The following is an 11,883-nucleotide window of genomic DNA, read 5'->3' as shown; positions in this document are numbered from 1 at the left end:
TGAAAAGGGATCATTAACTAAGTTATGGGGGACGTTGATAAACCAAGCCTACTTTATCAATTCATAAAATAAGACCATCACTAAAAGATTTAGTAATGGTCTTAGTAAACGGATATAGCATAAGTCAAAATTATTCACTGCCCAGTATTATTTCACAGGCAATTCTGTTCACTTCAACAAATTCATGCCATGTATATTGATCGTGATAATGAAGCAAATACTGTTTATCGACACGACAGATATCTGGGCGCTCTTCATAAATAGTGCATAACATGCTAGTTTCATTATAATGTTTACAGATGCCATCGCCTCTATCAAGAAATTGAGTTTCATTAGCGCGATCAACATGGCGGCAGCATGCCCCACATTTATCACAAGGAAATAGCTCGGTTTCTAAAATCATAATGAATCCAGCCAATCACTGAATGAATCATCACTATCTACATCATAGGGTAATGCAATATTGCTCCGTTTAATTTCCTGATTAAGAATAATTTTTCGCTCATATTCTGTATTTGTCGCCTGCAATGCATGGGTAAACGTCTGCATTTCAGCAACATTAAAATTAAATTCAAGCTGAGCAAGTTCTGTTAGGTATTTATCTAAAGCAGCATTAACATCTCGGTAGTACTTTAATGTTAGCTCATATTTATTGCGGAATTTATTTAAAAAACGCCAAATCTTTTGCATTAAATTACTGTGCTCTAAATAATAGCACATCGCCAATGTCAATAAACCAGAGACTAAAGCCCCAATGAATAGCGCAACATCATTACCGAATGGGAATGATAATATTCCATTCAAGTATGTTGTTATCATTGAACCGAGTACAACAGAAATACTGGTCGATATAATTTTAATGGCTGATTTTAGTAAATCCCCTAATGCTAAATTTTCTGGATTAAAAAAGAGCAGCTTCACAGCAGAAAATAGGCTATTTGCAGACTCTCGGATTAACTTCCCTATCATTTTTGTCGATGTTAGGAAAATATTCAACATGGTGGTTGTAACACTGGCTAATAACCCACCAAACAACCCATTATTAAACTCAGTCCAAAAATCTTTAAAACGAGCTTTTAATCTTTCCCAAATATTCGTAACAACACCTTTCAAATCCTCCAAGAAAAGTTTAAATTTAAAGTTTGTTTTATGCTGTTCAATCAATTTAGGAATCGAATCTTTTAATTCAAACCAAAGCTCTGCAAATACAATCCCTAGCATTTGCCTTGCTCCCATTCTCAACCCAGTGTTAATAGCCGCTGATGCCGTATTCAGAAAAAACTTACTGCTACTGTAGTACTTGCTACTAATTTCTGCATCATACTGTTTTCTGGCCTTTTCATCGACAGCCTTCATGGCATCAAAATTGGCTTTCTGCTTATTCTTAAGTGTCTTGAGTTTTTTTAACTCAATATCGGTTAGTTGCCCTTTACTTTCTAATGCACTAATTTCTGCTTTAAGCAGTGTTTGCTGTGACTTTAGATTCGAAATAAAGTCTGCCATTTTTTTGGCTTTTTTCGACTTATTTAATGTTTCATTCGTAAAGGTCAAATTTGAGTCACGGTTAGCTAAATCCGCACCGTCAATTTCAGCAAGAACACGTGCAGGGTCATTATGCACTTCATAAGCCGCAATAATATGATCAAGATTAGTCACATCATGTTGGCTAAACGTTTCTCCTGTATAGGAGTCCGTTAACTCACCCGCTAACTTTTTTTGTTTGCCTTTGCGGTTTGTCTCTTTGTAATTCTCGTGGCTGTGGTATGCATGTGAATCATATTCACCACGATCCTGATAACGATTTTTTTCTTTCTCGGTTGCCCAAATATCATTTCTGACATTATGCACCGTATCAACATCCCCCCCTTTTTTATCTTTTAATAATAAAAAATCCAAACCAAAGGAAGTGACTAAACTTTGAACAATCGTATCATTCACTTCTTTTTGCCAATTATAATTTGTCTGTTGCATATGTCTTACCTATAAGTAGCAGTGAAAGTACTGCTACTTATGATTTATGATGCCATCAAGATAACGTAAAACGCTTAGTTTCATCTAATCGCTTATCTAAACATTCCTGATTTAATATTTTCAGACCATGGCTATCTGTTTCAATCTCGATAACCTCATCAACAATAATAGCCTCATTATTTTGATTTAATTTCGGCTTAAATAATGGTGTCGTAATTAGGTTAGTCATAATAGCTGCAAGTTTATAACCATTATTAATAGTGAGCTTTAACTCATCCGTAATGCCATGGGTGTTAGCCTGACCTAATGCTTTATTACGTTGAATCATTTTGTCGGCTTCTATGAGTGCTAATAGATATGGTTTAAACACGGTAAATTGTACTTCTAAAACATGATAAATAGCGACAACGTACTCTTTGGTTTTGGTTAAATTTTCATAAGCCAAAGTCATTTTTGCAACGGCACCATTAACTTCAGAGCGAATTTTTTGGGCATTATCTAATGCTTTTTCAGCGTGAGAATTATAAGCCCAACCAGCAATCGCTAAGATAGGAGCAACAACAGCACCACCTAACACCATTGCTCCACCTGCCATCCCCCAACCACCAGCAGCTAGAGAACCGCCACCGATAGCCGCCATTGTCGCATTATAAGCAGCCGCACCTGAAAGCGCTGCAATTGGTGTTCCTGTAGATGCAGCCGCGAATGCCATAACACCACCATAGACAGCAAACCCCGCAGCAGCACTTGATGCACCGGCTCCCACTAAGGTTCCAAGATACTCTGTCGCTGAAATAGCGAGGTTTTCAATTTTATTGATTTCATGACGTGGAATCGAAATTGAAATATCCTGTCCTGATTCATTAAGCTGCTTTAATATTGATTGTGCGATAGTGTTAAATTTATTGAAACTTTTACCGATTTTTAACTCAAGCGTACCTAACTTTTCTAATTCCGTTGTCGTGCTAACATTTATTGACTCTAGCACTTCTTTTTTTTCATCATAACGACGTTTAGAGCTCTCTAAAATATCGTCAGCTTCTGATTTTGTTTGGTATCCATCATAAGCTTTCTTTCCACCAAACGCGGCGGCCGCAATAGCTGCACCAGCAATAATAAATGGTATTGCCATAAAATCCTCTCAGTTTTAATAAAATGAAAATAACTAGTTACAATTGATTAATATAATCCCGTAGGTTTTGTTCAAACTTTATCTTTAACCATTCTGGCTCTAAAACTTTAATATTTGGGATCCAATATTGAATTAAAGGTAAAATTTGTTTTTCACTCATCGCAGAGCATGAAATAGTTAGAGAATCACTACTTTCATCAACAATACACTGATTAGGTAAAACATCTCTTCTTTTGAAGTAATCAGCTATCGACTTTGAAACCAATACTCGAGCATGAAAATAATTATGGCTAGTCCATGGGTCTTTACTCTCCATTAACATATTGACAATATTATTATCAGGTAAAAAAGTTTTTTTGCTGACATCTAACCATTCAATCCTATTTAGTGAAAATGATTTAAGCTTCCCCTCTTCAATGGCATTCAAGTACCAAATCGTATTGTGACAGATGAGCTTATATGGATATATTGTCCGATTTTTGCTTTTATACAAAATATGACATTCTCTTTTATTATCAATTGCATACCTAATTCTTTCATAATGTGTTTTTAAGTAGCTCTTGATCTTATGCTCAATACCATTAAATTTAATGAGAACACTTCTGTTCTGAATAGTCTCAGGAATACTCTTCAAAAAAGACTGACTAAAATCAGGCAAATACTTATCTATACCAAAAAAAGAAATCATTTTATAATATTCGACAACTGTCGAAAAACCATACTTTGAATTCCCTTTATGCTCTAAAATTAAGTTTAGCGAATTCAAATCTCGATAAATCGTCCGCTCGCTGACTTTAAAACGAGAGGCTAATTCATACTTATCTACTTCACCATAAAGATATGCTTCGAGAATAATTGTTGCTAATCTGACTCCTTGATTTTTTTTATAGTCATCCATTTTATCACCAACTATGATTTAGGTTAAGATTGATTACACAAAGAATATCAAACTCAGTGACAAATAGCGTCAGTACAAAACTTTTTGTCGTATAAGATAACTCTCATTTTTATATCATAGCAATTTTTCTGCTACCTTCAATTAAAACTCTTATTAAGTGTAATTACCTTTTATTTAAAAACCACTGTAATTCTGCACAGACTATTTAAGAGTAAACAGCCAATAAAAAACATTAATAACAAAATTACGCTTAATAGGTGATTTTTATTCTAACGACAAGTTAAAAATGCTCATAAAACAAACTGTGATTATCTAATTCGTATTATCTTAGTCTTTTAATAAAGGGAAAACGAGACTATGATTAAGTAGCGTGATGACTTTAACTGGGTTGGAAATAGTGATAATGATGGCAGCATAGTCGCTCGCACATGTGAGCAACATTTTAATGTATAAAGGAATATCCTAGTTATCCCCAGCCAATATGTCGAAAATTCGATTAAAAATGATAATGAAGATGAAAAAACGTTAGCCTACTGATCAAAAATACGCTAACGCTTTAATAAGTAAGTTAGTTTTTATTTATAGGAGTTTCATGCAAATATACCCAAAAACAACGTTCCCCGAGTACCTTAATACAAACCGTAGCAGTTCGTAACAGCCTTGATTCAGGGGTTTCATGCAACTCTTGATACTGTATCCAGCAATACTCACCTCGCTCAAAAATTGGTTTAATATCTGATAATGTGATTGTAAGTGAAGGCCTTGTGCCTATATTTTGGCTAAACAACTCATTCACTTGCTCTAAACCAATACGTTCTCCCTTAATTGTCACCATTGCAAAAGCATCATCAAAGCTAGCTAATAAAGGGGTTAATGCATGCGTATCTTTGCCAGTAAATACATTTTCAATCAAGATATGTAGATCTATAACACTCTGCAACGCTTTTTCCATGTGACTCATAAATTATCTCTCTTTTAATACTGCGATTAATGATAGTAGGCCGACAACCGCTGCTATCATGAAGGTATACTGATAGCGTAATAAATCATTTTGTACGGTGACGACACTAAAAATAGATACCAACACGACCGTTCCCACACTGAACGAAACTTGGCGATTAATATTCCATAGCACACTCCCTTGCAATAAATCCTTCCCTGAAAAATCAATTAATGCACTGATCTGAGCGGTATTAGTACACAACCCACCACCAGCCCCCATTAATAAATAAGCAGCAATGAGTAGAGGCAAATCTGAATAACTTGATACCCAAAACAGCAACATTATTCCTAAGCTATGAGTCGTCATTCCTGCAAAAAATAGCGTTTTCTTACCAACTTGGTGATAGAGGTAACCACCACTTAGCATTGATAGTAGTGCCCCCGCGGCATATAGCAGCATAAACATACCCGTCTGAGCTGCACTAAAATGCAAATTGCTTTGTAAGTTAAAAATATTGAGTAAATTGACACCTGTAAATACACCAGGTACTGCGTAATAAACAATAAAAGCATTACGCAAATTGCTATTTACGAGTAACTGAAAATTTAAAATGGGCGCCGAACATTTTTTGGCGTATTGAAGATATAAAACCAGAATAAAAACGGAAAATAGAAAGCTACTTACGGCCAGCACAAGGCTATGATAGTCGTTATAAAATGAAAAGGATAACAATAAGAACAGTAAGCTAAAGCTCACCATAATCAACCCTATCACATCAGGTTTTTCTCTTTGTTGCCGCCCATCATTATTCACCCACCACCATGCTAAGATTGCCGCAAATAATGAGAAAGGCAAATTAGCATAAAATACCCAGCGCCACGATAATGAATCAATAATCATTCCCCCTACTGCTGGAGAAAATGCAGGGGCCGTTAAAGCGACAACCATAATTAAAGTTGAAATACGATGGCGCTCTTTACCTGGAAATAGCTCAAAAACGAGAGCCTGTCCCACAGGGATCAATAGCCCACCAGCAACGCCTTGAATAAAACGCCAAACTACCAAGCTATAAATTGAATGACTCAGCCCACACAATAAAACACTGACTGAGAATAACAGCATAGAAATACTGAGCAGTTTCTGGTTACCTAATTGCCCAGCGAGCCACAAACTCAATGGCATGATCAGGACTAAACCTAAGATATAACTATTAGCGACCCAAGCCACCATTGATTGGCTGGTAGAAAATGCTGAAGCAATATCAGGCAATGCAATCGCTGACATAAAAATATTAATACAGTCGATAAAGAAGCCGATTAAAAAAACAGTTGCGATTTTATATCGATAAGACATACCTACCTCCGGCGCACAAGAGTAGGTATTCCCCCTTTCTTTGTCGATATAAGAGGATTAAACTCATTGTTTAATAATGACAAACAATCAGACTGATTATGCAAAAAAACCTTAAGCAAATAACCACTTTTCTGCAAGTCGTGGACTCAGGCTCTTTTACTAAAGCCGCTGATATTTTAGGTATGAGCCGGTCTATGGTCAGTATTGATATCAAGCAGTTAGAGATACGGCTGAATGTCAGTCTGCTCATACGTAATACGCGCAATATTGCCCTCACCGAGGCGGGTAAGCATTTTTATGATGACTTTAAACGTATTCAACTAGAGATAGAAGAAGCGTTTGAAAGAAGCCAAAATTTAGCAACAAACGTCACAGGCTTACTGCGTTTTTCATCCACGAATGAATTTGGCCAACGTTATATTTTGCCTTTACTACCTGAATTTTGTCGCCTTTACCCGAAGTTACGCCTGCAATACAGCTTTAATTCATCATTAGATGATTTGGTCACCGAAAAATTAGATCTCGCGATACGTTTAGGTAATTTAAAAAGCTCATCACTAAAAATACGTAAAATAGGTGAATACCAAATCTATATTGTGGCGACCCCTGAACTATTAAAACACTATCCCGTTAAAGGTATTAACGATTTAGCACAAATTCCTTGGATAACCCATTCATTACTCAATTGGCAAGATACACAATACGTTCTAAAAAATACTCTAGGGGAAAAATACCCTCTTCCTATCATAAAAAGCCAATATGAATCGAATTCAGTAGCGGTGATCCAGCAAATGGTACTGGCCTCTCTTGGGGTCGCTATCTGTCCTGATTGGCTAGTTAATGATGATATTAATGCAGGGCGTCTCATTCGTTTATTACCTGAATTATATCTACCTTCACAGAATATTCAGCTACTTTATCCCAATAGCACCACTCTACCTGCGAAAACACGCGTCTTTATTGATTACTTAGTTGAAAAATTTAGCCTATAAAAAAAGCCGTGTCTCATCGAAACACGGCCTTAAAATAGCATCGCAACTGTCAATAACGCTGGGTGCAGCTAGGCAATAAATGACTAAGGCGCTAGAGCACAGACTTGTGTGAGTGTGAGTCAGCGTCATCAGCAAAGCGTAAAGTATGACGAGTATATTAAAGGGCTATCCAAAACACCCCATTCGCTTTAATAGCCGTAAACTGCTGTAAGAATTCCTGCAAATTTTGCTCTGGCTCTAAGGTTGCAAAAGTCTGCGGATGCATAAACTTAGCCATGGCTTCAATAGCAAAAATATTCATTGGGTTATTATAGAAATTATGGTAAACCGCCATGACATGCTTATCTTTTACCGCTGTCAGCGATGAAATCCCTTGGCGATCGACAAGCTTAGCCAATTGCTTTTTAGCAACCGTTGCATCTGCATAATAACCCAGTTTAACGGCTGTTGAACGGCGATTAAAATTCTGCCAATCTGCACCGGTTAATAAATAAAAGTCAGGGTTTAGGGTAATAATGTTTTCAATTGAACTTTCAGCACCTTTAGCCGGAAACTTGTCTTCCACTAAGTTTTTACCACCCGCAAGGCTTGCTAAAACCCCAAAACCTGAACGACCGTAGAGCTGACAACAACTATCGGTAAATAAGCCTGCATTAGCCTCAATTAATACCGACGGATAAGGTTTTTTCAATTGCTCTTCAACGGCGGCTAGCTTTTCTTGATACAATTTTGCAAAGCGGTTTGCACGTTCCTGAGTTCCTAATAATTCACCTAATAACACAATACTTTTTGGCGTGTTATTGGCGATATCCATACGGAAATCAATAAAAATAACCTTGATCCCTGCTGCTTCCAATTGTGGCATAAATTGGCTATCGCGCATCGCTGCATAATTAGATTTATGCATTAATACCACTTCTGGCGCCAGCTCAAGTAATTTCTCAATTTGAATGCCCGTCTCACGGGTTTTTCTTAGTGTTGGTATTTTGGCTAACTCAGGAACCGCAGAAAAATAAGCCTGCTTTAAATCAGGCGCATACTGTTCTAACGAATCACTCCAGCCAACAATACGTGAAAAAGCGTCTTGCCCCGCGGCAATATCGACCGACAAAATATCTCTTCCATCAATCAAAAATAATTTTTCGACAGGAAGATCAACACTCACTTCACGTCCTTGTAAGTCCGTAATTAATGTAGGCGTTTTAGCTGACGCAATTACACTGACTAAGCATAATAATCCGGTTAATAGCCATTTCATTCAATAACCTCATTGAGTCATAAAGATGAGCCATCAATAAGATGGCTCATAAAATATTCAACTTAAAACGTCACACTATAATTCAACGCAAAAGTTCTTCCTCTACCTTTATAGGTATACAGATCTGCTGCCCCATAACTCGGGCTATATAATTTAGGCGCACGCTGTCCCCAAATGGTGGTGTAATCTTCATCCAGTAAATTTTCTACCGCAAAACTGACTTTACCAACTGGCAATAAATAACTGCTTAAGAAATCCACGGTATTATAGCCATCGAGCTTGTTACCATCCGCATCTGAAACATTAAAGGTTTGCTGGCTTTGTAAACGTAGAGACCAATCATTAGGCTCCCATCCCACATAAGCAGTGACTTTTGATGGGCTAGCAAATTTAACGCTCCATTTTTCCCATTTACCATCTACTTTGGTTTCTGACTTTTGCAGATTAAAGTTACTACCAACACTCCAATCACTATTATCGAAGAAATAATCAATCGCTCCTTCCACACCATAAATACGACGTTTATCTGACTTCATATAAATCGTCATATCCGTATTATTAATGTCATAACTTCTGTCTGACAATGAATAATATGCTGCAATCTGTGTACGTAGGTTCTCGCCGGTATAACGCCAGCCCAGCTCATAAGAGTCAACTTTAATGCCTTTAACTTTAGTATCATTAATATTAATACTATTTTCTAATGCCAAATGCCCATTAGCATCAGGGGCTGCTGCATATTTCCCTGTACCATAATATTTTGCAATATCAGGAATTTCGAAGCCTTGAGAGAAATTAAACCATGTTTGCTGATCTTCCGTTAAATTAATTAGTAGACCTGCATTAAAGAGTAAATTGTTATAATCAGTGTTCCCCCCAGGTACTGCATCGGCGGATTTTATCTTACCTTCTGCAATTTGCTGCTGTTGAGCATACCCAACAAAGTCATCCACTTTGTTTTCGGTATATTGATAGCGCACACCGCCGCTTAAAGTGAATATTGGATTAATATCGTAGCTGCTTTGTAAGAAAGCGGCCATATTGGTTGTGGTATAACTTGGATAACGCCCAACTTGATAGGCTTTTTTCAAATCCATACCACCTGATTCTTTCGCTTTATCTAAATTAAAGAACATTTGATTAGCACGAAATTGTTCGTGCTCAGCGTCAGCACCATAAGTCAGCGTCAGATTATCGACAGGCTCACTATTAAACGTCAGCTTAGTGCCATAGAAATTGGTTTTTTGATCGGAAGCACTAATGCTGGTCACATCCTTTGCTTTATTTAAAGCGGGGAATGGGTAAAATTTTTGTGATTCATCACGATAATAAACTTGAGCAACAAAATCTTGCCCCCAAAGGTCGCCATTTGAATATTGTAAATTCAACATATGGCGCTCAGTACCCGGTAAACGATCTGAGTTTAATTTGCCACTATTATGGGCTTCGCCTTGGCCTTTCACCGCCGCAAAATCTTTGCCTAAATAAAGCCCATGTTTGCCATCGGACTCACTTTTATAATATTGAACCGTGGCTTGTAGCTGCTGATTATCATCAATATTAATAACCCCAGCGCCCATTACATCCAAGCGATCAGAAAATTGTAGGCCTGTTTGTGTATTATCAATATTGATTGCCTTACCTTTGCCATCATACCAACCGCCATAACGTTGATAGGCAACAGATAAACGACCATGGGCGTTTTCATTACCCCCACTCATTGCCGCAGCAACATTTTCATCATGATCTTTGCCATTACTGAAACCGGTTTTTCCACCAATTTGCAGGTCAACTTGTTTTTCTTCTTGGCCTTTTTTGGTGACAATATTAATTAATCCACCACTACTACCGCCACCATATAAAGAAGTCGCGCCAGAAATCACCTCAATATGGTTAATATTAAATGGGTCGATAGAGTCTAATTGGCGGCTGTCACTACGCGAAGAATTTAAACGTACGCCATCCACCATCACAATCATTGAGCGGCCACGCATATTCATGCCGTAATTAGTACGTCCTTGACCGCTAACACTCATACCGGGGATCAATTGTGACAGAATATCTTTTAACTCTTTTCCACCTTCTGCTTGCTGTTCAATTTCAACATTATCAATAACCCATGTGGTTTGGGCCATCTCCGACACACTTCGATAAGAACGCGTTGCCGAGACAGTCATTTCATCTTGTTTGTTTTCTGCTGCGAATGTTGCTGGTGCAATAAATGAAGCAAAACATGGAGAGAGTATCCAAAGATGCTTAATTTTCATGTGCCTAAGATCCTAATAGGTTGTCGTGTTTTTTTAAAAGCCGCGGCCGATAGCATTACGGCTTTTTATCCGGCTAAATTAGCGGCTAATTTTAACTGATAACAAACATACTATTAAGAACTATTATCATTATTATGTCTTTTTTTAGACACTTTCGGCAGATAAGAAGATAGGAGAAGCAAAATATTTATAAATCAGAAAAAGAAATGCTGGAGGAGATCAGACAAAAAGCAGGTTTATCGGATTTTGAGCTACCATCAATAACAAGTTATGACTAAGTCGCTATGTCGTTGTCGAGCCAATTAAAACGATATATAAAACGAATAGTAAGGTGTTTGCCTTTGATAAACTAAAAACAAACACCACATTAACAAGGCTTTGATTTTGTACTCCCCATAATATTTCAAGTGACAACGTTATTGATTAGGTTCGCTCGTATTCGCCACAACATTTTGTCTGTGCCTAACGACTTACTCACTTATCAACTAACCTAAATTGAAATTATCTAGGGCATAAATTTAACTTATTTTTTTGACGCTAAGTAATCTTGTAACGTACCTTCAGGGTGCTTCTTACAGAATTCAACAATCTGTGGCGCTTCAGCAACGCTTTGCTCTGTTAACGCAACATAATCACCACCTTTAAATTGTGTATCCATATTGGTGATCCACAATGCAACAGGTGCCCAGCTTTGCGGGTTCAGGTTAATATATTCCTGACAAGTCATTTTTTCAGGCGTGACAATATTCGAGTCCGCAGCCATCGCATTAAAAGAGAATGCTGCCATAGCAGCTAAAACGCTAGAGATAACAATCTTTTTCATTATAAACCTCTTATGTGTATAAATAATGCATAACAATGTGGCTGTTTATTTTTATCACAAACTTATTAAAGTTTATATAATCTTATTTGGATGATAAAAATAGAAAACAAAAGACTTAATTTGACCATCTTTTTATAATTAACTTAAATTGATAAAATAGAAAAAAACTTTCATTTAAGTTTCTATAAGAGTAAATAAAAAATAATAATATAAACCTATCACTGAATCTAATATTTAAAATATAAA

10 protein-coding genes are annotated in these 11,883 nt (G+C 36.9%); 1 reads left to right on the top strand and 9 read right to left on the bottom strand.

Features of this window, described 5'->3' with window-relative positions; all coding sequences use genetic code 11:
• Nucleotides 1-130: 130 nt before the first annotated feature.
• From PSF11_RS10125 to PSF11_RS10100, 6 genes are all read right to left on the bottom strand, one after another.
• Nucleotides 131-403, bottom strand: coding sequence for a YkgJ family cysteine cluster protein (locus PSF11_RS10125; RefSeq protein WP_004925202.1), 273 nt, complete (start codon nucleotides 401-403; stop codon nucleotides 131-133).
• The gene (locus PSF11_RS10120) at nucleotides 400-1,971 is read right to left on the bottom strand and encodes a cobalamin adenosyltransferase (protein ID WP_072502816.1); all 1,572 of its coding nucleotides are present in this window, start codon (nucleotides 1,969-1,971) and stop codon (nucleotides 400-402) included. The genes PSF11_RS10125 and PSF11_RS10120 overlap by 4 nt, the downstream gene beginning before the upstream one ends.
• 55 nt (nucleotides 1,972-2,026) lie before the next feature.
• The gene (locus PSF11_RS10115) at nucleotides 2,027-3,103 is read right to left on the bottom strand and encodes a chemotaxis protein (protein WP_072502815.1); all 1,077 of its coding nucleotides are present in this window, start codon (nucleotides 3,101-3,103) and stop codon (nucleotides 2,027-2,029) included.
• A gap of 37 nt (nucleotides 3,104-3,140) precedes the next feature.
• Nucleotides 3,141-4,001, bottom strand: a complete 861-nt coding sequence (locus tag PSF11_RS10110; protein WP_072502814.1) for a helix-turn-helix transcriptional regulator — start codon at nucleotides 3,999-4,001, stop codon at nucleotides 3,141-3,143.
• A 568-nt stretch (nucleotides 4,002-4,569) separates the two neighbouring features.
• On the bottom strand, nucleotides 4,570-4,962 hold the full coding sequence (locus tag PSF11_RS10105) for a hypothetical protein (protein ID WP_180977800.1): 393 nt from the start codon (nucleotides 4,960-4,962) through the stop codon (nucleotides 4,570-4,572).
• Nucleotides 4,963-4,965: 3 nt separating this feature from the next.
• Nucleotides 4,966-6,297, bottom strand: a complete 1,332-nt coding sequence (locus tag PSF11_RS10100) for an MFS transporter (protein ID WP_072502813.1) — start codon at nucleotides 6,295-6,297, stop codon at nucleotides 4,966-4,968.
• A 98-nt stretch (nucleotides 6,298-6,395) separates the two neighbouring features.
• Here PSF11_RS10100 and PSF11_RS10095 point away from each other — a divergent pair, with 98 nt between their 5' ends.
• Nucleotides 6,396-7,289: a LysR family transcriptional regulator gene (locus PSF11_RS10095; protein ID WP_272682788.1), complete on the top strand. Its 894-nt coding sequence runs from the start codon at nucleotides 6,396-6,398 to the stop codon at nucleotides 7,287-7,289.
• Between the two features lie 157 nt (nucleotides 7,290-7,446).
• Here the strand turns inward: PSF11_RS10095 and PSF11_RS10090 are convergent, their stop codons facing one another.
• From PSF11_RS10090 to PSF11_RS10080, 3 genes are all read right to left on the bottom strand, one after another.
• A complete protein-coding gene (locus PSF11_RS10090; RefSeq protein ID WP_072502811.1) occupies nucleotides 7,447-8,547 on the bottom strand; it encodes an ABC transporter substrate-binding protein in 1,101 nt (366 codons plus the stop codon).
• 62 nt (nucleotides 8,548-8,609) lie between these two features.
• On the bottom strand, nucleotides 8,610-10,814 hold the full coding sequence (locus tag PSF11_RS10085) for a TonB-dependent siderophore receptor (RefSeq protein ID WP_004925228.1): 2,205 nt from the start codon (nucleotides 10,812-10,814) through the stop codon (nucleotides 8,610-8,612).
• A 523-nt stretch (nucleotides 10,815-11,337) separates the two neighbouring features.
• Entirely contained in the window at nucleotides 11,338-11,637 is a 300-nt protein-coding gene (locus PSF11_RS10080) for an HdeA/HdeB family chaperone (RefSeq protein ID WP_014657621.1), read from the bottom strand.
• Nucleotides 11,638-11,883: the final 246 nt, after the last annotated feature.

It is taken from the genome of Providencia sp. PROV119 (assembly GCF_028482435.1).
In the GTDB taxonomy this organism is placed as follows: domain Bacteria; phylum Pseudomonadota; class Gammaproteobacteria; order Enterobacterales; family Enterobacteriaceae; genus Providencia; species Providencia stuartii.
Note: the sequence above shows the minus strand (reverse complement) of the source record. Positions and strands in the feature narration are given on the sequence as shown.

Coding starts and splice junctions, on each gene's coding strand:
- PSF11_RS10080 (WP_014657621.1), bottom strand. CDS start 11,637: ATGAAAAAGATTGTTATCTCTAGCGTTTTAGCTGCTATGGCAGCATTC.
- PSF11_RS10115 (WP_072502815.1), bottom strand. CDS start 3,103: ATGGCAATACCATTTATTATTGCTGGTGCAGCTATTGCGGCCGCCGCG.
- PSF11_RS10090 (WP_072502811.1), bottom strand. CDS start 8,547: ATGAAATGGCTATTAACCGGATTATTATGCTTAGTCAGTGTAATTGCG.
- PSF11_RS10105 (WP_180977800.1), bottom strand. CDS start 4,962: ATGAGTCACATGGAAAAAGCGTTGCAGAGTGTTATAGATCTACATATC.
- PSF11_RS10125 (WP_004925202.1), bottom strand. CDS start 403: ATGATTTTAGAAACCGAGCTATTTCCTTGTGATAAATGTGGGGCATGC.
- PSF11_RS10095 (WP_272682788.1), top strand. CDS start 6,396: ATGCAAAAAAACCTTAAGCAAATAACCACTTTTCTGCAAGTCGTGGAC.
- PSF11_RS10100 (WP_072502813.1), bottom strand. CDS start 6,297: ATGTCTTATCGATATAAAATCGCAACTGTTTTTTTAATCGGCTTCTTT.
- PSF11_RS10110 (WP_072502814.1), bottom strand. CDS start 4,001: ATGGATGACTATAAAAAAAATCAAGGAGTCAGATTAGCAACAATTATT.
- PSF11_RS10085 (WP_004925228.1), bottom strand. CDS start 10,814: ATGAAAATTAAGCATCTTTGGATACTCTCTCCATGTTTTGCTTCATTT.
- PSF11_RS10120 (WP_072502816.1), bottom strand. CDS start 1,971: ATGCAACAGACAAATTATAATTGGCAAAAAGAAGTGAATGATACGATT.